The sequence below is a fragment of the Synergistaceae bacterium genome (assembly GCA_021372895.1).
GTDB lineage: Bacteria > Synergistota > Synergistia > Synergistales > Synergistaceae > JAJFTP01.
The window spans coordinates 1-18,516 of record JAJFTP010000059.1; the positions used below are offsets into that span (position 1 = coordinate 1).

Sequence of the window (18,516 nt, forward strand, 5' to 3'; positions counted from 1 at the left end):
TTTTATCCTCTGCAGCGTCCCAGAAAAGTATCTCACTGAAGACGCCAAGTTCTCTGACACGCCTGGCTATAAGTTGTGTGTATTGAGAACCGCAGTCAAGGATAAGTATTTTATTCTTTTTTTCCATCATCACGGGGAGTCCTTCCCCTTCACCTCCGGCATGCTTTTATTCCATCCATTGGAAAAAACGTTGACCAATACCCCCGCTGTAGTAAAGCATAAGGACAAGCATTGATTTTTCAAGTGTTTTTCCTGATATTGCCGAATTTAGCCGCAGACATGTTTTGTGCCACTTATTTTCAGGCAACGCCGTAAAAAAACCAGACACTGTGTGACACGGGACAGCAACAGTCTGTGCATAATTTTTAGTGACCTTAATTTTTCAGCGCTCATCCAAGTATGACATAAATGAGAACTAATTTCTACTGCCGGAGATAAAAAAACCCCCGCATCTCAGCGGGGGGGGGACATTGATTTTCGGTATCCTTACGGTATTAGTAATCCATACCGCCCATACCGCCCATGCCATCCATGCCAGCCATACCGCCAACTGTCTCTTTCTTTTCAGGTTTGTCTGCCATCATAGCATCGGTAGTAAGTATCATAGCTGCAATTGATGCTGCATTCTCAAGTGCCGAACGGGTAACCTTGACAGGGTCAATGATCCCGGCCTTTATCATGTCTACATATTCGCCCGTTGTTGCATCGAGGCCTTCGCCCTCTTTAAGTGTCTTGACCTTCTCGATAATGACATCACCCTGCATACCTGCATTTGTCGCTATGAGATGCAGCGGCTCGGTAAGCGCTTTACGTACAATCATCGCACCGGTTTTGATGTCACCCTCAAGCTTCATTATCTTATTGTCAAGATCCTTGATACAGCCAACCAGAGCTACTCCGCCGCCTGCAACGATACCTTCCTGGACCGCCGCCCGAGTTGCATTGAGCGCATCTTCTATACGATGCTTAAGTTCCTTCTGCTCCGTCTCCGTCGCCGCTCCTACCTGGATCACCGCGACGCCGCCCACTATCTTGGCAAGGCGTTCCTGCAGCTTCTCCTTGTCATATTCCGATGTAGAATCTGCAAGTTCCTTCTTTATCTGTGCTGCACGATCCTTGATCTTTTCGGAATCTCCGGCACCTTCGACAATCGTTGTATCTTCCTTGGTGACTTTGATCTTCTTGGCATGACCCAGTACCGTCGTGTCTGCACTTTCAAGCTTGAGGCCCACTTCTTCGCTGACAACAGTGGCTCCGGTAACAATTGCTATATCCTGCAGCATAGCTTTTCTGCGATCACCAAAACCAGGTGATTTAACCGCAACTACCTGGAGAATACCACGAAGTTTGTTGACTACCAGCGTCGCAAGTGCTTCCCCCTCAATATCCTCTGCTATAATGAGAAGCGGCTTGCTCAGCTGTACTATCTTTTCAAGCACGGGCAGCATATCCTTAACGTTGCTGATCTTACCGTCTACGATAAGAATGTTTGCATCGTCAAGCACCGCTTCCATGCGCTCAGGATTGGTGATCATGTAAGGGCTGATGTACCCCTTGTCGAACTGAAGTCCCTCTACCGTCTCCAGCGATGTGCCAAAGCTCTTGCTGTCCTCAACGGTAATTACGCCTTCTTCCCCAACCTTTTCCATTGCCTCGGCTATGAGCTCTCCGACTGCCTTGTCATTAGCTGAGATAGCGGCAACCTGTGCGATCATGTTGTGTTCCTTTACACGGACTGCCTGTTTCTTAAGCCCCTCTACGACTAAATCCGTTGCATCTTCGATGCCCTTGCGTATAAGCATCCCGTTAGCGCCTGCAGCTACATTTTTTATGCCTTCACGGACCATTGCACGCGCAAGGACCGTAGCTGTTGTCGTGCCATCCCCTGCAACATCATTAGTCTTTGATGCAACTTCCTTGATCAGCTGTGCACCCATATTTTCAAACGGATCTTCAAGTTCGAATTCCTTTGCGATCGTCACACCGTCATTTGTAATAGTCGGCGACCCGAATTTCTTGTCAAGCACTACATTGCGCCCCTTCGGCCCAAGGGTTATGCCGACAGTATCTGCAACTTTATTCATGCCGCGTTCCATTGCACGGCGGGCTTCCTCTTTAAAAAGCAGTATCTTTGCCATCCTGAATTCCTCCCAGATATATGATTAGTCTGTCCGACTACTTCGTGACTACCGCGAGCACGTCTCTCTCGCTGAGTATAAGGAAATCTTCTCCGTCAAGCTTTACTTCCGTACCTGAATATTTACTGTAGATGACCCTGTCATCTACCTTGACATCCATGGGCTGACGGCTGCCGTTTTCAAGGACCTTCCCGTCTCCGACTGCAACTACTACACCTTCGACCGGCTTTTCCTTCACTGTTTCCGGAAGGACGAGGCCGCCCTTCGTCATTTCCTCGTGAGGTGCTGCCTTTACAACTATCCTGTCACCTAGTGGTTTGAGTTTCATATAAACCCCTCCTGCATTAATTTTTGATCTTTTGGTATTAGCACTCCAGTCTATTGAGTGCTAATCACCTTACATGGCAAAGTTTAATAATTCCCGCTCAAATTCTCAAATCTAATGAGCATCAAATATTTTAGATTATTCACAGCTAAGTTCATATATCTCTTAAAAATAGCGTATTTTAGATATAATCTTACATTGTTGAATCTTGAGCAATTTACGCAACACTCACCTTCAGGTTTTAAGAAAATGCAGATTAATCACACGGCCATGTGCCATGTGTACAGTTTGGTATAAATTTTCCATGCGGTTTTTATGGTATTTGACTGTCCTTTACCATATCTCCCAGGACGGATCCGGAGAGAGGGTCAAATCGGATATCTTGCCGCGCCTGTAAGCGTTATACCCAGCCGCTGCTATCATAACAGCATTGTCCATGCACATGGAGAGAGGCGGAAGGAACAGCTGCCATCCGTTTCTGCCCGAAATGGAGGTGAGTTTCGAACGAAGCCCTGAGTTCGCCGCGACTCCGCCGGAAAGAGCCAGCCTTTTCACTCCGGTCCTGTTCACGGCAAGTGCTATTTTTACGACCAGTGATCCTATGACTGCTTTCTGGAACGACGCGCACAAGTCATTGATGTTTACAGGATTTCCCGTTTTTTCTGCATTCTGTATAAGCGTCACTGTCGCGGTTTTGAGTCCGCTAAAGCTGAATTCTATTTCATCGCTGCCAGAGAGCGGAGTCGGAAGCGGATACGCATCTGCGCAGCCATCTTTTGCAAGTCTGTCAATTACAGGACCTCCGGGATAACCGAGCCCAAGAATTTTAGAGATCTTGTCATAGGCCTCTCCTGCCGCATCATCGCGCGTGGAGCCTAATAGCTTATATTTGCCAAAATCTTCAACAAGGACGATCTCAGTATGTCCACCTGACACGATGGCGGATATAAAGGGGGGGGCAAGCCCTTCTCCGACGGCTACGTTGGCAAATATATGCCCCTCAAGATGATTTACCCCGATAAGCGGCACGCCCCACCCCTGAGATAAAGCCTTTGCTGTCATTACGCCGACAAGCAGAGACCCCATGAGTCCCGGACCTGCCGTAACCGCAATAAGGTCTATGTCTCTGCGGGGGTCTTTGATATCTGCTCCGGCAAGGACTTCTTTAAGGAGTGGGATTATTGCCTCCTGATGCATCCTTGATGCAAGTTCCGGAACTACCCCGCCATATTGGGAGTGAGATCCGGTCTGACTGGACAGCACGGAGGAGAGAACAGCATTCTGCCCTTTCAGCAAAGCGAGCCCTGTATCGTCGCAGCTGGATTCTATGCCAAGAGTGATGAAGTTTTCCTGCATATCTTACCGCGGCTTATCAGTGACATGTGCAGCTGCTGCCGCACGAAGCACAATTCCCGCCCGTGCAGTTTTTTTTCTTTCTGCGTTCTCCCTCAACATGTACCAGGACCCTGCATCTGCACTCAGGGCATTTCTCCGCAAAGTCTTTTGTCTTGAAAGTATGGCCGCATTCGGCACATCTATAGGTATGCATTTACTTTGGCACCCTCCATTTGACAAGATCATCTCCGTATCCTACCATTATTTCCTCGCCCTTTTTTAGTTCCGACATCGGGACAACGAAAGCAAACTGCCATTTGTCTCCGGGGTCGATACTCCCGAACGGGTTCTTCCAGCTTGGCGATATTATGTCATCCTTGTTAAGATTATAATCTCCTACTCTGATATATTCCGCTTTGACATCCCACGGTTTATTTGCTTCAAGCTGTGCTATAAACAGCGCTTTGTTAGCCGTCTCGGGCGTTCCGAAGTACTGATTGAAATCGTCGACCCAAGGTGCAAGGCTGTGCTCCTCAGAGATGGCCCTTGAGAGCTTTGCATCAAGGTATATGAACTGTATCGAACCCCTGGAACCTATCACCAGATCCCCGAATACTTCGCCCTCAACCCAGCAGTCTATCTGCCTTTCTTCGAGAAGTCCGGCCGTTATTTCAGACGTTGGCGCCTTAATTGCCAACGCTGCAGATGCTGATAATACAATTATAAAAATACCAAGCAAAAAACCAATGGACATTTTTTTCATGCAGCCGCCTCCAATTTTGTCCTTAAACACTCGTATACTTACGAAGCCTCAGGCTATGTCATAATTTCACTGTCTGCTTACGGCATCTTTTATCCAGTTCCATTCCGGACAGTGCATAAGCAAAGTTACTGCCGTATATACGGCAGCGCCGCCAAACCCTATTACAACGACCCACAGCACCCTGTTCATTATCGCAGATCCCATGGGATATGGCACAAAAAATTTAAAAAACAGGATGGAGAGAGTCATAATCAATACAGACACAATCAACCTGCTCAGCCATGTCATATCGAAAAAATTCAAATCTTCCTTTATATTACGCGAAAGGGCCCAGCCTCCGTATATGCTTGAGCAGGTAAATGCCGCCGCGGTAGCAGCGGCAAGTCCTGCGTATGAGAACATCGGCATAAGTACAAGACTGGCGCAGAGGTTAACCCCTACTGTCACCATTGTCAATGTGACAGCCGCACGCGGCATCCTGCGCGCATACATTGCCCTTAGAATTACAGTGCTGCTCGCCATGCCGGGCAAACCAAGACCATAAAGCGCCAGCGCGGTAGCAGTGGCATGCCAGGCCCACTCTGAGAAAGCTCCGCGAAAGAAAAGCAGATGGATGATCTCATCTGATACCAGAAAGAGTCCCGCCGCTACAGGAACAACCAGGAACAGGTTAAAACGAAGCGCGTCCCGTATGAAATCGCGGAAACCGGATGTATCCTCGCGAGACTGCCGGGAGAGCATGGGAAGCACAGCCTGTGATATGGCAATGACAAAAAGCCCCAGTGGAAGCTGCAGTACTCTGTCCGCATAATTAAGAACTGATATTGAGCCGCCCTGCAGAAAGGAACCGAGCATCCTGCTGATGACCGGGTTTATCTGATTAATTGAGAGTCCTGCAGCATAGGGCAGAAAAAGAGACATCATGCTCCTCAGCTGTACATTACCCCGTTTTGGCAGAGACGGCAGCAAAAGCACTCCCATCCTTAGGCACCAATACCATTGCAGGAGCATTTGGCACAAACCGCCGAGCAGTACCGCCGCGGCGAGGTTCCATATCGAGAGAGACTTCATCGTTGCCAGCAGAAAAATAATATAGACTATGTTGCTGAGAGCAGGAGCAACGGCAGGGACAAAAAAACAACCCATACTGTTAAGTACTCCCATTGCGAGAGCCCCAACCGATACAAAAAGCAGAAAAGGAAACAATATACGCGTAAGCGAAATGGCAAGAACCCGTTCAGCAACGGCAAAACCAGGAGCCATAACACCGACTAAAAGCGGTGCCATCCATACGCCTATAAGCACGACAAATGCGCCGCCCAAAAGCAAAACAGACAATGCCTGCTTGGCCAGATCCTGTGCCGAGTCATTGCCTTCGCCTAAAAGAGTCCGCGAAAATACCGGCACAAATGACGCTGATAACGCACCTTCAGCAAGAAGCTGTCTTAAGAGGTTGGCCAGAGTATAAGCAATATAAAAAGAATCAAGCTGCCTCGTCGCGCCGAAGAGTGCGGCAGTGAGCATTTCTCTGGCAAGCCCGAGGATCCTGCTTGCCAGAGTCCCAACCATCATCCTCATAGCATGCCGCACCATGCCGGATAGGTTTTCGTTATTGTTCATCACGGCACAAACCAAATTACCAGGAAAAGTCTTTCCCAAGATAAAATTTACGTGCTTGCTCGTTATTGGCTATTTCATCGGGAAGACCTTCGAGAAAAACCCTGCCCTCGTTAATAAGATATGCCCTGTCCGTAATGGAAAGGGTCTCTCTGACGTTGTGGTCGGTGAGCAATATCCCATATCCGCGCTCTTTAAGATTTCTGATTATAGCCTGAAGGTCCGCGACCGCAATAGGGTCAATACCGCTGAACGGCTCATCCAGGAGTATAAATGCCGGCTCAAGCGCCAGACAGCGCGCTATTTCAACACGACGCCTCTCGCCCCCTGAGAGCGATATCCCTATAACATCCTTTATGTGCATAAGTCCGTAATCGTTAAGAAGCCGCTCTGTTTTCTCCTCGCGCTGGCTGCGTTCCATGCCGGATTCCTCCAGCACCAGGTCAAGATTTTGAAGAACGGTGAGATTCCTGAACACGGATGCTTCCTGGGGCAGATATCCGAGTCCGACCCGCGCCCTCTCAAACATCGGCATTGTACTGATATCAAGATCCCCGAGGAATACCCTGCCTGATTCTGGCAGCACCCTTCCTACTATCATATAAAAAGTAGTGCTCTTGCCCGCTCCGTTTGGACCCAGCAGCCCAACAATGTCACCTTTGCGTATCTCTATGGAGACGTCATCGACGACCCGACGCCTGTTGTACGTCTTTATAAGGTGTTCAGCCCTTAAGATTGATCTGTCACCTGAAATATTCATGCATTATTCTCCGTCCGCAGTCTATTTTTTCTTGTCTTTCTCAGGGAGCACGAACGATACCTTTGCGTGTCCTGATGCCTCTATATTCTTGGTATCTTCGTACAGGACAATATTGTCTGCTGTGACGGTCTTGCCGTCGCTGCGCACGGCTTTTGCATTGCCTGAAACAACAACAGTGCCCCGGTCCTTTGAATATATAGCTTTAGCTCCGGTGATGACAGTCTTGAAGCCCTCTTTATCAATGTAGTCCATTTTTACATCTTCTGTTGCGACTATTTCCTGCACTACTCCGTCCCTTATTACTCCGTCAATCAGCTTTGCAGCAATCCCGATTTTCTGCTTACGGTCTTCATAGCGTGTAACGTCCCTTCCCCAGAATTTTTCACCGGAACGGCCGGCTTCTCCGGCATTTATAAGGCGATCCTGCACGACGGCATCTACTCTGCCGCGCGCAGTGAAATTTTCGGTGTTGAGCTCCCAGAGTACATATTCTGCGTCAAGTTTATCGGCCTTATTTCTGGTTATATGCACATTACCAAAGGCCTCAACTTTTCCATTGTCTTTTTTGTTGTTTCCACTAGCCCACTTGAGCGTTTCTGCAGTGAGTTCAGCTTTCTCCTTGGTAAAAATCCCCCTTACTTCCCCCTTAAGCTGAAACTCTGATGTATTTATATCTCCATCCGCAGTATTGCCAAATAGTGTGACGCCACCCCTATTTATCACTACATTTCCGGCAGCCTTTACTTTTTTCGTGTTTGTGTTGTACTGGATCGAATCAGCCGACAGTTTACCCTCTTCTGCCGCATAGAGCATATGAGTTAAAGAAAATACGAAAAGCAGTGCAGCCAGAGATACCGATATAAGTTTCTGCTTGTGTATCATAGGAAAACCCCATCCCTCGATAAAATAAACAGCGCACAGCAGAGAAGCCAGACCGTACTCTGTTATTTTACCCTATTTTCTTCCCTATACAACCTGCCTCGGCTGTAAATTTATTTTACCGAAGATGCTTTTATCCTGTTGTTGATCATTAAAAAAACATCGTGAAGAAATATAAAATAGTCCTGTCCTTTTTCCGGTGGCGGCAGCGTAAATCTATTGCCATAAGAAGACGCGACCCTCCTGATTTCAGGAGGTGTCCATGGATCAAGCAGTATCAGCCATCCGCGCTTCTGCGCCTCGTCAAGCGCCGCCTTCAGGGCATTTGTGTCACCATCAAGCCAGACCTTCCATACATAAGAGGGAGCCCGTACCGCACCTGGTACTGCTGCGCGGACCCAAGCGCCCTCAGCTCCTGTCAGATCGAGTATCTTTGTTTTTTCAAGCAGATACCGGCCTATGTCGACTGTACTTTCTATACGCGACTGGAACTCTGCAAGCCGACGCTGATAAAAGGAATAATGTTTACTGTCAGTTTCAGCGATTATTTTCATTACATTCTGTGCAATGAATGGAAGCATCGCCGGGTCAAAAAAAGCGGTGACAAGCTGCTCATCAGTCATAGAAAGGGAACCATAAAGCAGGTGAAGTTTTTTGTTGCTCCTAGATATTCTAAAACGGGCTGCATCCTTCATGTCAATGGCGATAATTTCTTCTCCGGCCCTTGGACGGCTGATCGGCATTACCTTACCCGATGCATCCCAAACAGCAAGATCGCGTACTCTGGAATTGTTGCCTCCTATAAACGAGGCTATAACTCCTACCCATGGAGATGTAACGGCAAAATCAGCAGCATATGATGGTACTGCGCCATAGCAGAGACATGCAAGCAATGCCGCTGAAAAGCAGAATATGATACACAAACTGCGTCCCAGCGGAGACAGCTTCATTTATCCGGACGGCTCCCAGGCTTCACAAGAGGGATGCCCTCCTTGCAGAGAGGGCAATTTTCAGTCTCATACACAGGAAAGACAATTTTCCAGAGGGACTGGAGATCCCACTCATCCCATACGCCAAGCTGGCGCCTGTCGACCACCGAACCCGAAGCGACCCATTGCGCGCCGCCGTCTGAGAGTATCTTGGCAGTCTCGCAGGACGATTTGCCTGTCGTAACGACATCCTCAACAAGCGCAAAACGAAGGTTGCCCGGGTGCGGGAAGCGCCGCAGGCGCATCTCCCCATCCTGTCGCTCGCAGAATATAAAAGGGACATCTAATGCTCGTGCGACCTCATGTCCTATAATTAATCCCCCTAGGGCAGGCGAGAGTATAAGCTCAGGCCTAAACGGCGCCAGGCGTTCTGCCAGCTTTTCACCGGCATAAGCTGCAAGCTTCGGAAAACGCAACATAAGTGCACATTGAAGATAGTGCCCGCTATGGAGGCCTGATGTCAGCTTGAAGTGCCCCTCAAGGTGGGCGCCGCTCTGTTTCATCATTTCCTGTATTTTTTTTGCAACGTCGTCATCCTTGTATCCGCATCGACCTTCCATTACCGTTTCACCTCCGCCAGTGTCCTTATTATATCCTTTACCTCAAGGACCGGATCCGCAGCCTCAAGTATTGGCCTTCCTACAACAATATAGTCAGCTCCATTAGCGGCTGCAGCCTCAGCTGTTGCAATTCGCGTCTGGTCTTCTGTGCTGACCCCGAACGCCCTTATGCCGGGGACGACGCGAATAAGCCTCTCTGCCCTCCCCTTCAAAAATCCAAGGTCAAGAGGCGAGCATACTATCCCGTCAAGACCGGCTCTTTCAGCTGTTTCGGCGCGCGCCACAAGTGCGGTCTCCAAATCTGAGCCGGGGTGGACATCTCGCCACAGTTCTCCCCCTAGACTTGTAAGCACCGTAATACCAAACAGTTTCATCCTGCTTCCTGTCCTATCCCTGACAGCAACGGAACGTGCCATCATTTCGTACCCGCCGGATGTATGTATAGTAAGTGCCCACAGCCCGAGCTCCGACAGTGGCTCCACCGCAGAAGCTACGGTATTTGGGATATCGTGCAGTTTAAGGTCCAGAAACAGGTTATAGCCCATGTCAATTATCTCTTCGGCAAATTTTGTTCCGCCCATAGCAAAGAGCCTTGGCCCCACTTTTACGTAAGGCGTAGCTCTGTCAAGTTTCTCAAGAAAAGCACGTGCAGCTTGGATTGTCTGCATATCAAGCGCAAGTATCAGTCCGCATGTTTCTTTACTCATAAATAGGATACCTCCAATTATAGCTTAGGGGGTCCCTTTACGTATCAGCAAAAGAACCCCTTCCTACTTCCCATAAGTCACGATAAGCATTCCGTAAATTGAAAAATCAACTATGTAATTTATTTTATTGACTCAAACCATTAAACTATCCGGTTCTTAAAGCGACAGATCCTCATCGTCCTGCCATATCCTGATCCCTTCCAGAAATGTCATCACAGGCCACCCAGTCAAGGCGATCCCCTCCCACGGACAGCACCGCGCCTTGCTCTTCCAGACGGAACAGTCGACAATTCGGGTCCGTTCTTCATCTATAATTGTAATATCTGCAGCTGCGCCCTCTTTGAGCACGCCGAGCCCCCGCCACTTTTCAGGCAGAAGCGAAGCAGGAGAGCTGGTTATCTTCGACAGCAGGAGTTCAAGCGGAACTTCCTGATAATTTCTGTTTCTGAAGTCTATGAGTACGGCAACTGCGCACTCAAGCGACGCGATCCCGAAAGGAGCCTCCTGGAAAGGTTCGTCCTTTTCGTCCATGTGCCAAGGTGCATGATCCGTTACTATTGCGTCGATCGTCCCATCCAGGAGCCCATTCCATAGAGAGGCCTGATCCTCAGGGCTGCGCAACGGCGGGTTTACCTTATAGCGTGAGTTGTATCCGCTGTTGATAAGAGCATTCTCGTTAAGCGTCAGATGATGAAAGGTCGTATCGCAGGTTACGTCAAGTCCCTCCTTCTTTGCCCGGGCAATTAGCCCAAGTGCATTCTTGCTGCTGATGTGGGTAAAGTGTATCCTGCCGCCCGTATCACGCACAAGAGCGATACCCCGTGCCACATCTATTTCTTCCGATGCAGACGGAATGCCCTTTAATCCGCTCAGAGCGCTGGCACGTCCCTCATGTACCTGTCCGCCCTTGAATAGGCTTATATCCTCAGGATGTTCCATTACGCGGGGCTGATCATTGCCCAGATACTGAAGCGCAAGGCGAAGTAGCGCACTTGTCCGGACAGGAGAACCGTCGTCAGTGAACATTACGGCACCGGTTTCTGCCATTTTCAGCAGTTCGGCCATTTCTATGCCCTCTCTCTCCTTGCTTATACAGCCGGCAGGAAGTATACGAGAGCCGCCGGATGCAGCCCCTTTGCTAAGAACATAACTGACAAGAGATGCATCAGAGATTGCCGGCTTAGTATTAGGCATTGAGACCATAGTGGTGAATCCGCCCGCAGCACCGGCTCTTGCCCCTGAATTGATATCTTCGTTCCATTCTCCTCCCGGATCCCTGAAGTGGGCATGGAGGTCTATAAATCCGGGGGAAAGTATCCTCACGCCGGTTCCGTCAATTATCTCAGCACCCGCACATGTAAGTCCGTTCCCGATTTCTGAGATTTTACCATCCTCTGCAAGCAGCGAATCTGCGCCTATGAATTTTTTCCCGTCAAACACCTTAAAATTTTTAAAAAGTATTTTTCCCATCATCTTGCCCCTCCTGCGCAAAGATAAAGAAGAGCCATGCGGATAGCGACTCCGGAACGCACCTGCTCAAGTATGACGCTCTGATGTCCGTCCGCTACTTCTGACGCTATTTCGACTCCCCTGTTCATCGGTCCGGGGTGCATAACGAGAGCACCTGGTTTAGCAAACGACATCAATTCCTCATCAGCACCCCACCAGCGATGATACTCGTCTATAGACGGGAATAGCCCGTCCTGCTGGCGCTCCCTCTGTATCCGCAGCAGATAGACCATGTCGGCCTCTTTGACGGCATTGCGCGGGTCTCTGTCATATCTGCAACCCAGCGCATCTATCTCCCTGGGCATCATGGTCGGGGGGCCGGAGAGCACTACTTCACAGCCCATTGTTTTAAAACCTATAATATCGCTGCGGGCGACGCGACTATGCAGAACATCGCCGACAAGAGCGATCTTTCTGCCTTCAAGAGTCCCGATGTGTTTCCATGCCGTATAGAGGTCAAGCAGAGCCTGAGTCGGGTGCGCATGAGTCCCGTCACCAGCGTTCAGCACGATCGCCCTTTTGAGTTTGGAAGCAAGGTACTGAGCCGCACCGACTGCTCCATGCCTCATGACCACAATGTCCGCACCCATAGCTTCCAGAGTCCATGCCGTGTCACGCATTGTCTCACCCTTAGCATGGCTTGAGCCTGAGACTGACCAGTTGACGACATCCGCGGAAAGCATTTTTTCTGCAAGTTCAAATGAAACCCTCGTACGAGTTGAGTTCTCAAAGAAGAGATTGACCGCCATCTTTCCGCGAAGGACAGGGACCTTTTTTATCGGCCTGTCCATAACATTTTCCATGTGCCGCGCCTGGTCAAGGAGGAAATAAAGTTCTTCTTTTGTCCAGTTGTCAAGATCTATGACATTTCTGTGCCGCCATACGATCTGTCCGACTTCACTAGGCATCGCGTTCACAGATTACCACCTCGTCTTTTCCGTCAAGTTCTGCAACTCTGACCTCTATAACTTCATTCTTAGACGTAGGAACATTCTTTCCACAGATATCAGGGTGTATGGGCAGTTCCCGGTGCCCCCTGTCGATAATGACAGCAAGCTTGACCTGCGACGGCCTCCCAAGGTCTATGAGAGCTTCAAGTGCGGCTCTTATAGTACGGCCTGTGTATATAACATCATCGATAAGAAAAATATTCTTGCCTGCAATATCCTGCGGTATCCTGGTGCTGTGGACCATCGGCTGCTCAAACAGAGTTGTAAGGTCATCGCGATACAGTGTGATATCAAGCTCTCCGCAGGGTACCTTCGCTCCTTCGGCCTCTTCAATGAGTTTCTGGAGACGCCGTGCGAGGTGGACTCCCCTTCTGTGTATACCGACAAGGATCATATTCTCCGTTCCCTTGTTTTGCTCAACGATCTCATGCGCTATCCTTCTGATTACGCGGTTAAGATCTTGCGAATCCATCAATTGCGCCTTTTCCTTCAGTTCCGACAACATAATACCCCCCTCATATTTTCTGCAAAAAAATGAGACCACCCAAAGGCAGTCTCACAAAATAACCGATGTTCTCCGCGGGAACGGACCGAAGACGAAAATATGCCTGTAATAATAAATCCTCAATTTCATCTTCTCGGCCCCCTATCCTCTCTCTGCACATTGGATATTATATCTCACGTTTAACTTTTATGCAATCGGTTGCAAATACTCTTGAATAAAAAATTTATTATAACCGGCCGAACTTTCCCACCCAAAAATAATTAGCCTGCGAGCCGTACGAAAACTTTATAATGATTCCTACCTTTTTGACAGCACAAATCTCACGGTATCATAGCTGCCGTGCGAGATTTGCGAATTTTATAGTTTGACCCTACACAGTGGATTTTACAGAGATTTAAGGGCGAGTTCAGCTGCGGAAAATTCCGCTTCCTTTATACTGGAACCCCAGGCTTCGGCGAGGATCGCATCGCCAAGCGTGACCTGGACTTTGAAGTGAAGTGCGTGGTCCGGGCCTGAACGTTCTATAGTTTTGTAGTATGGGACACCTCTGCCCTGTCCCTGAAGCAGCTCCTGCAGTTCTGTCTTTGGGTCAAGAGCATCCGGCGACGCTTCTACCTCCTGGCTGTCCAGGAAACGGTCCACTACGGTCAGCGCACTTCCATATCCGCCGTCGAGAAAGACAGCGCCAAATACCGCCTCCGCTGCATCCGCCGCCACTGACTGTGTTGCGCCTGATTTTAAGAGGCTGCGGCCGAGCTTTATAATGTCAGGTATCCCTACGCCTCCGGCCCATATGCCGAGGCTGTTCTTGCAGACAAACCGTGAACGCAGCCTCGTAAGCTGACCCTCATCCAGGGTCTTGTATTCCCTATAGAGCCTTTCGGACGTTATAAGTTCAAGCACCGCATCACCAAGAAACTCGAGCCTCTCGTTATGAAGAGAAAGGCCTGACTCATTTGCATAGGACGAATGAGTCAGAGCCTCTTCCAGAAATTCAATTTTTCTAAAAGTGTAACCGAGCTTTTTCTGAAAAGTGCAAAGCGACGCTTCACGCTCTCTCTTATCTTTCATTTCAGTCTGTGTATCGCTCCAGGGCAAGGACTCCGTTGTGCCCTCCAAATCCAAAGCTGTTGATCAGCACTTTATTAACATCGGCATAAACGGCTTTGTTGGGGACGGTGTTGAGATCACATTCAGGATCTTTCTCAAACTGGTTGATGGTAGGATGGACTATGCCTTTCTCAATTGCAAGCATCGCTGCAATAGTCTCAACGGCACCGGCGGCACCGAGCAAATGTCCTATCATGGATTTAGTTGACTGGACCATGATCTTGTCTCCATAAGCACCAAACAGCCTCTTGATCGCCATGGTCTCCATCTTGTCGTTGAGCGGCGTGGATGTTCCATGTGCATTGATCAGATCAACATCGTCAGTTGACCATCCGGCTTTTCTCACTGCCATTGCCATAGCACGATATGCACCGTCTCCTTCGGGATCCGGCGCCGTAATGTGGTACGCATCACATGAAAGACCGTAACCCTTGACCTCTGCATATATCTTTGCACCGCGTTTTTTAGCGTGCTCAAGGTCTTCAAGGACAAGCACACCTGCTCCCTCTCCCATGACAAAACCATCACGTCCCAGATCAAACGGGCGCGAGGCATGCTCCGGATCGTCGTTTCTGTTCGAAAGAGCTTTGAGCGAAGCAAATCCGGCTGTCGCGATCGATGTAACTGCTGCCTCAGAGCCCCCGGCAAGTATTATATCCGCGTCTCCGCGAACAATACAGTTGTATGCTTCCCCTATACAGTTTATCGAGGTCGCGCATGCAGTTATTACCGCCATATTCGGTCCCTTTGCTCCAAAGCGTATTGCAACATAAGCGGCGGACATATTTACTATCATCATCGGCACCAAGAAAGGACTGACGCGGCTTGGTCCCTTTTCATAGATGGTATGGAAGTTTTCTTCGATTGTTCCTATCCCGCCCTCACCGCTGCCTATATAGACACCGAACATATTCTTATCTAGAGACTCCACATCAAGCGCGGCATCTTTTACAGCCATATCAGCAGCTGCTGTGGCAAGGTGGAGCACCCTGTCGGTACGGCGGACTTCCTTTTTCTCCAGCCATTCCTCAGGGTTAAAATTTTTAACCTCGGCACTGATTTTTGTGCTATGTGCAGAAGTATCGAACAGCGTAGTATAACCTACACCGTTTTTACCTTCCCCAAGGGCCTTCCAGAATTCCTCTTTGCCGAGTCCGATTGGCGTTACGGCACCGGCACCTGTGATAACAACCCTTCTCATAGGCGTCCCTCCGTGAAGATAAGAGGGGCTTATAATAAATCTGCCCCTCTTATTTAAAAATCACTTTCATTTAGCCTTCTACACCAAGTTTTGACTTGACATAACTCATTGCTTCGCCGACTGTCGTCAGCTTTTCGGCATCTTCATCGGGTATTTCAATATCAAACTCTTCTTCGATACCCATGATAAGCTCTACAATATCCAGGGAATCCGCGCCGAGATCTTCTACGAACGATGCTTCCGGCTTGATCTGACTCTCTTCTGCGTTAAGGCGGTCCATTACGATCTCCTTAAGTTTTGCCTGTATTTCTTCCTGTTTCATACAGTTCACCTCCTTCCAAAATCCAGATAAATTTTTGTCGTTTTATGTTCCAGGCCATTATATACTGCCTCGGCTTTACTCACATAGTCATGCCGCCGTCAACAGCGATCACCTGTCCATTAATATATGATGCTCCGTCCGAAGCCAAAAAAGCAACCGTTTTGGCAATATCCTCCGGAGTGCCCATGCGTCCGACCGGGATGCCCTTTAAAATTGAGCTCCTGGTATCATCTGAAAGCACAGACGTCATGTCCGTGTCGACATATCCGGGAGCAACCGCGTTGACCGTTATCCCCCTGGCGCCGACCTCACGCGCAAGACTCTTGATAAAACCAGTCATTCCCGCCTTAGCAGCAGCATAGTTGCACTGCCCGGCATTACCGACAAGTCCGGTCACCGAAGTGATAGCTATTATACGTCCACTCCGGGCCTTTATCATAGGCCTTACTGCCTCTTTTGCACAGTAAAAGAGCGAGTTAAGGTCGGCTGATATTACATCGTTCCACTCTTCATCCTTCATACGGATCAGAAGGTTATCCTTTGTAATGCCTGCATTGCAGACGAGTATCCCTACAGCGCCCAGCTCGGCGGTTACCGCTCTGAACATCTCCCTGACTTCTTCGGGGGATGACACATCCGCCTTTACCGCTGCCGCGCATCCGCCGTCGGCCTCTATATGCCGTACAAGCTCCATCGCAGCCTCAGCTGAACGGTTATAGTTAACCGCAACGGAACATCCGTTTTTTGCAAGCTCAAGCGCTATGGCTCTTCCCATGCCCCTGCCGGCGCCAGTTACAAGCGCAATTTTGCCATCACCCATTATTAAGCCTCACCTCTAAGAAACAGGATCGCGCTGTCAAGCTCTTCCGATGTCGAGACAGGATATGGTCTCTTTCCTTTGCATATCTTTCTTACAAGACCCGAAAGCACACTCCCAGGACCAAGCTCTATGTAACCCTCTATTCCGTGATCCTCCATTGCAAGTACGCTCTGTGACCAAAGAACCGGGGAGAAGGTCTGCATGTATAGGGCCTCTTTGAGTTCTGGCACATGCCGCACAAACGATGCTGAGGCATTTGCAACTATGGGGCACTTTGGATCCTTCCAGCATATCTCTTCGAATGCTGCCTTAAGTTTGTCTCCGACCGGGCGCATAAGCTCACAGTGAAACGGGGCACTGACCCTTAATAAAATTGCCTTTGCGGAACCATCGGCCTCGACCATTTCTATTACGCGGCTTACAGCTCCTTTATGTCCTGATATTACCACCTGTGTCGGAGCGTTAACGTTAGCAGCCTGGCATATTTCACCCTGTGCCGCTTTCGAACAGAGCTCACAGACTTCTTCAAGATCCTTGCCTATTATCGCGGCCATAGCTCCCACGCCTATAGGGACCGCATCCTGCATCAGCCCTCCGCGGAGATGCACCAGCCTTAAAGCATCGGCAAACGGGACAGAACCGGCAGCCACAAGGGAGGTATATTCGCCCAGGCTGTGGCCGGCAACGCAGGACGGCATCAGTTCGGAACCGTATTCAGATTCAAGCGCCCTGTATGCCGCTATGCTTACGGTCATTATAGCAGGCTGCGTGATAGCGGTTTTGGTAAGTTCTTCTGCCGTTCCGTCAAAGATTATGCCGCTCAGTGCAAACCCAAGCGCATCATCGGCTTCTTCAAAAACAGAGCGCGCCGCTTCATATTTATTATATAATTCCTTGCCCATACCTGGCTTTTGTGCACCCTGTCCGGGAAATATAAGTGCATATTTCATTATTCAGCAAACCTCTTCAATTTCTCTGCTTCGATCAAGGCCCCGTTAATTATGTCATTTATAATCACAGAGACCGGCTCAATTGCCCTTACAAGTCCGGCTGACTGGCCTGCCATCAGCGACCCCCACTCCATGTCACCTTCCACTACGGCAAGTCTGAGTTTCCCTGCGCCAAGCCGCTCCAGTTCCTCAGCGGGAGCTCCGTTCCTCTCCAGTTCTTCAAACTCTTTTGACAGCTTGTTCCGGAGTACTCTTACGGGATGCCCGAGAGATCGTCCTGTGACAACTGTCGCTCGATCTCCTGCCTTTATGATCTTTTCCTTATAGTTTACATGTACATTGCTCTCTGATGCGCATACAAAACGCGTGCCGACCTGAACACCCTCGGCTCCAAGCGCAAATGCAGCGACCATACCGCGGCCGTTGGCGATTCCGCCTGCGGCTATGACAGGAATATTAACTACTTCGGCAATCTGGGGCACAAGGTTCATCGTTGTAACCTCACCTATGTGCCCGCCTGCCTCGCTGCCCTCCGCTATTACAGCATCAGCACCCTGTCTCGCCACCCTCTCCGCATGAGCGACGGATGCGATGACCGGCATAACTACTGTACCCAGCGGTTTCAGCCTGTCAAGCACCTTGCCCGGCTTGCCTGCCCCGGTAGTTGCAACCGGGACTCTGTATTTTACCGCGATTTCAATGGCGTCATCAGCAGTCTCTGACATAAGCATGATGTTAACGCCGAAAGGCTTATCAGTGAGAGTTTTTATCTTTATTATCTGCTGCTCCAACAGTTCCGCAGGCATACTGGCCGCAGCTATTATGCCAAGGCCGCCCGCATTGCTGACGGCGGCGGCGAGGTCTGCATCAGCCACCCATGCCATTCCGCCTTGTAATATAGGATATCTGATATTCAGAAGCCTTGTTACCCTGTTATTCTCAAACATCTTCATAAATCCCCCTTATGCCTCGTAAAGCAAGGCTCCCAAAGTCATTCCGGCGCCAAACGCTACGAATGCAACTTTTTCTCCGCTTCTGATCCTTCCGGACTTCATAGCTTCATCTAACGTTATCAT

At 49.4% G+C, this 18,516-nt stretch carries 21 protein-coding genes; all 21 read right to left on the reverse strand.

Annotated features, from left to right (window positions below; translation table 11 throughout):
* Positions 1 to 494 precede the first annotated feature (494 nt).
* Positions 495 to 2,138 carry a chaperonin GroEL gene (gene groL, locus LLF78_05145; protein ID MCE5201881.1) on the reverse strand — a complete coding sequence of 548 codons (1,644 nt, stop codon included), beginning with the start codon at positions 2,136 to 2,138 and terminating at the stop codon, positions 495 to 497.
* Between the two features lie 37 nt (positions 2,139 to 2,175).
* Positions 2,176 to 2,466 carry a co-chaperone GroES gene (groES, locus tag LLF78_05150; protein ID MCE5201882.1) on the reverse strand — a complete coding sequence of 97 codons (291 nt, stop codon included), beginning with the start codon at positions 2,464 to 2,466 and terminating at the stop codon, positions 2,176 to 2,178.
* 330 nt (positions 2,467 to 2,796) lie between these two features.
* Positions 2,797 to 3,819 (reverse strand): tRNA (adenosine(37)-N6)-threonylcarbamoyltransferase complex transferase subunit TsaD, encoded by a 1,023-nt coding sequence (tsaD, locus tag LLF78_05155; protein ID MCE5201883.1) that lies wholly within the window; start codon positions 3,817 to 3,819, stop codon positions 2,797 to 2,799.
* Between the two features lie 16 nt (positions 3,820 to 3,835).
* A complete protein-coding gene (locus tag LLF78_05160) occupies positions 3,836 to 4,012 on the reverse strand; it encodes a hypothetical protein (protein ID MCE5201884.1) in 177 nt (58 codons plus the stop codon).
* Positions 4,013 to 4,561, reverse strand: a complete 549-nt coding sequence (locus tag LLF78_05165; GenBank protein ID MCE5201885.1) for a hypothetical protein — start codon at positions 4,559 to 4,561, stop codon at positions 4,013 to 4,015. It abuts the gene before it with no gap.
* Between the two features lie 66 nt (positions 4,562 to 4,627).
* Positions 4,628 to 6,181 carry a murein biosynthesis integral membrane protein MurJ gene (gene murJ, locus LLF78_05170; GenBank protein ID MCE5201886.1) on the reverse strand — a complete coding sequence of 518 codons (1,554 nt, stop codon included), beginning with the start codon at positions 6,179 to 6,181 and terminating at the stop codon, positions 4,628 to 4,630.
* A gap of 16 nt (positions 6,182 to 6,197) precedes the next feature.
* Positions 6,198 to 6,938, reverse strand: coding sequence for an LPS export ABC transporter ATP-binding protein (gene lptB, locus LLF78_05175; GenBank protein MCE5201887.1), 741 nt, complete (start codon positions 6,936 to 6,938; stop codon positions 6,198 to 6,200).
* A gap of 21 nt (positions 6,939 to 6,959) precedes the next feature.
* Complete coding sequence (locus tag LLF78_05180; protein ID MCE5201888.1) at positions 6,960 to 7,820, reverse strand: hypothetical protein; 861 nt, start codon at positions 7,818 to 7,820, stop codon at positions 6,960 to 6,962.
* Between the two features lie 110 nt (positions 7,821 to 7,930).
* Positions 7,931 to 8,767 carry a hypothetical protein gene (locus tag LLF78_05185; GenBank protein ID MCE5201889.1) on the reverse strand — a complete coding sequence of 279 codons (837 nt, stop codon included), beginning with the start codon at positions 8,765 to 8,767 and terminating at the stop codon, positions 7,931 to 7,933.
* Positions 8,764 to 9,366 (reverse strand): orotate phosphoribosyltransferase, encoded by a 603-nt coding sequence (pyrE, locus tag LLF78_05190; GenBank protein MCE5201890.1) that lies wholly within the window; start codon positions 9,364 to 9,366, stop codon positions 8,764 to 8,766. Before pyrE ends, LLF78_05185 begins: the two co-directional genes overlap by 4 nt.
* Positions 9,366 to 10,073, reverse strand: a complete 708-nt coding sequence (gene pyrF / locus LLF78_05195; protein MCE5201891.1) for an orotidine-5'-phosphate decarboxylase — start codon at positions 10,071 to 10,073, stop codon at positions 9,366 to 9,368. Before pyrF ends, pyrE begins: the two co-directional genes overlap by 1 nt.
* 156 nt (positions 10,074 to 10,229) lie before the next feature.
* Positions 10,230 to 11,543, reverse strand: coding sequence for a dihydroorotase (locus LLF78_05200; GenBank protein MCE5201892.1), 1,314 nt, complete (start codon positions 11,541 to 11,543; stop codon positions 10,230 to 10,232).
* Positions 11,543 to 12,490 carry an aspartate carbamoyltransferase catalytic subunit gene (locus LLF78_05205; GenBank protein ID MCE5201893.1) on the reverse strand — a complete coding sequence of 316 codons (948 nt, stop codon included), beginning with the start codon at positions 12,488 to 12,490 and terminating at the stop codon, positions 11,543 to 11,545. The genes LLF78_05200 and LLF78_05205 overlap by 1 nt, the downstream gene beginning before the upstream one ends.
* The gene (gene pyrR, locus LLF78_05210; protein MCE5201894.1) at positions 12,483 to 13,025 is read right to left on the reverse strand and encodes a bifunctional pyr operon transcriptional regulator/uracil phosphoribosyltransferase PyrR; all 543 of its coding nucleotides are present in this window, start codon (positions 13,023 to 13,025) and stop codon (positions 12,483 to 12,485) included. Before pyrR ends, LLF78_05205 begins: the two co-directional genes overlap by 8 nt.
* A 396-nt stretch (positions 13,026 to 13,421) precedes the next feature.
* A complete protein-coding gene (rnc, locus tag LLF78_05215; GenBank protein ID MCE5201895.1) occupies positions 13,422 to 14,108 on the reverse strand; it encodes a ribonuclease III in 687 nt (228 codons plus the stop codon).
* A gap of 1 nt (position 14,109) precedes the next feature.
* Complete coding sequence (gene fabF / locus LLF78_05220) at positions 14,110 to 15,348, reverse strand: beta-ketoacyl-ACP synthase II (GenBank protein ID MCE5201896.1); 1,239 nt, start codon at positions 15,346 to 15,348, stop codon at positions 14,110 to 14,112.
* Between the two features lie 70 nt (positions 15,349 to 15,418).
* On the reverse strand, positions 15,419 to 15,670 hold the full coding sequence (acpP, locus tag LLF78_05225) for an acyl carrier protein (GenBank protein ID MCE5201897.1): 252 nt from the start codon (positions 15,668 to 15,670) through the stop codon (positions 15,419 to 15,421).
* Positions 15,671 to 15,749: 79 nt separating this feature from the next.
* Positions 15,750 to 16,490 carry a 3-oxoacyl-[acyl-carrier-protein] reductase gene (fabG, locus tag LLF78_05230; GenBank protein ID MCE5201898.1) on the reverse strand — a complete coding sequence of 247 codons (741 nt, stop codon included), beginning with the start codon at positions 16,488 to 16,490 and terminating at the stop codon, positions 15,750 to 15,752.
* A gap of 2 nt (positions 16,491 to 16,492) precedes the next feature.
* Entirely contained in the window at positions 16,493 to 17,440 is a 948-nt protein-coding gene (fabD, locus tag LLF78_05235) for an ACP S-malonyltransferase (protein ID MCE5201899.1), read from the reverse strand.
* Positions 17,440 to 18,387: an enoyl-[acyl-carrier-protein] reductase FabK gene (fabK, locus tag LLF78_05240; GenBank protein MCE5201900.1), complete on the reverse strand. Its 948-nt coding sequence runs from the start codon at positions 18,385 to 18,387 to the stop codon at positions 17,440 to 17,442. The genes fabD and fabK overlap by 1 nt, the downstream gene beginning before the upstream one ends.
* Before the next feature lie 15 nt (positions 18,388 to 18,402).
* Positions 18,403 to 18,516, reverse strand: coding sequence for a hypothetical protein (locus LLF78_05245; protein MCE5201901.1), 114 nt, complete (start codon positions 18,514 to 18,516; stop codon positions 18,403 to 18,405).

Excerpts from the sequence above, each read along its gene's own strand:
- LLF78_05180 (MCE5201888.1), bottom strand. The coding sequence starts at position 7,820 with ATGATACACAAGCAGAAACTTATATCGGTATCTCTGGCTGCACTGCTT.
- fabD (MCE5201899.1), bottom strand. The coding sequence starts at position 17,440 with ATGAAATATGCACTTATATTTCCCGGACAGGGTGCACAAAAGCCAGGT.
- rnc (MCE5201895.1), bottom strand. The coding sequence starts at position 14,108 with ATGAAAGATAAGAGAGAGCGTGAAGCGTCGCTTTGCACTTTTCAGAAA.
- acpP (MCE5201897.1), bottom strand. The coding sequence starts at position 15,670 with ATGAAACAGGAAGAAATACAGGCAAAACTTAAGGAGATCGTAATGGAC.
- pyrE (MCE5201890.1), bottom strand. The coding sequence starts at position 9,366 with ATGGAAGGTCGATGCGGATACAAGGATGACGACGTTGCAAAAAAAATA.
- pyrF (MCE5201891.1), bottom strand. The coding sequence starts at position 10,073 with ATGAGTAAAGAAACATGCGGACTGATACTTGCGCTTGATATGCAGACA.
- murJ (MCE5201886.1), bottom strand. The coding sequence starts at position 6,181 with ATGAACAATAACGAAAACCTATCCGGCATGGTGCGGCATGCTATGAGG.
- lptB (MCE5201887.1), bottom strand. The coding sequence starts at position 6,938 with ATGAATATTTCAGGTGACAGATCAATCTTAAGGGCTGAACACCTTATA.
- groES (MCE5201882.1), bottom strand. The coding sequence starts at position 2,466 with ATGAAACTCAAACCACTAGGTGACAGGATAGTTGTAAAGGCAGCACCT.
- groL (MCE5201881.1), bottom strand. The coding sequence starts at position 2,138 with ATGGCAAAGATACTGCTTTTTAAAGAGGAAGCCCGCCGTGCAATGGAA.
- LLF78_05245 (MCE5201901.1), bottom strand. The coding sequence starts at position 18,516 with ATGATAACGTTAGATGAAGCTATGAAGTCCGGAAGGATCAGAAGCGGA.
- LLF78_05160 (MCE5201884.1), bottom strand. The coding sequence starts at position 4,012 with ATGCATACCTATAGATGTGCCGAATGCGGCCATACTTTCAAGACAAAA.
- tsaD (MCE5201883.1), bottom strand. The coding sequence starts at position 3,819 with ATGCAGGAAAACTTCATCACTCTTGGCATAGAATCCAGCTGCGACGAT.
- LLF78_05200 (MCE5201892.1), bottom strand. The coding sequence starts at position 11,543 with ATGGGAAAAATACTTTTTAAAAATTTTAAGGTGTTTGACGGGAAAAAA.
- fabK (MCE5201900.1), bottom strand. The coding sequence starts at position 18,387 with ATGTTTGAGAATAACAGGGTAACAAGGCTTCTGAATATCAGATATCCT.
- fabG (MCE5201898.1), bottom strand. The coding sequence starts at position 16,490 with ATGGGTGATGGCAAAATTGCGCTTGTAACTGGCGCCGGCAGGGGCATG.
- LLF78_05205 (MCE5201893.1), bottom strand. The coding sequence starts at position 12,490 with ATGCCTAGTGAAGTCGGACAGATCGTATGGCGGCACAGAAATGTCATA.
- fabF (MCE5201896.1), bottom strand. The coding sequence starts at position 15,348 with ATGAGAAGGGTTGTTATCACAGGTGCCGGTGCCGTAACGCCAATCGGA.
- LLF78_05165 (MCE5201885.1), bottom strand. The coding sequence starts at position 4,561 with ATGAAAAAAATGTCCATTGGTTTTTTGCTTGGTATTTTTATAATTGTA.
- LLF78_05185 (MCE5201889.1), bottom strand. The coding sequence starts at position 8,767 with ATGAAGCTGTCTCCGCTGGGACGCAGTTTGTGTATCATATTCTGCTTT.